Annotated in this window: 1 protein-coding gene; it reads right to left on the minus strand. The window is 69.9% G+C overall.

Annotated features, from left to right (window positions below):
* The coding region (locus C7I36_RS17520; protein ID WP_181256441.1) for a hypothetical protein at positions 1 to 236 on the minus strand (236 nt) is incomplete at both ends.

The following is a 236-nucleotide window of genomic DNA, read 5'->3' on the forward strand; positions in this document are numbered from 1 at the left end:
TGAAGCTCAGCCCCTGGGCCTGACGATGGTCCAGGCCGGCCGCCGCCACAAACACCCAGGTGCCGTCGCCCTTGACCGTCAGGGTGCCCTTGCCGGTGTCGATCGCCTCGTCCAGGTCATACGCCTGACCGTCGAACAGCACCTGCGTGCTGGCGCCATCGGCCCCGGCCACCAGGCTCCAGCTACCATTGATGCGCTCGCCTTCCACCACCGTGGCCGGCCCGGCCACGCTCACG

Origin of the sequence: Zobellella taiwanensis (assembly GCF_003012795.1) — a bacterium.
Lineage (GTDB): Bacteria > Pseudomonadota > Gammaproteobacteria > Enterobacterales > Aeromonadaceae > Oceanimonas > Oceanimonas taiwanensis.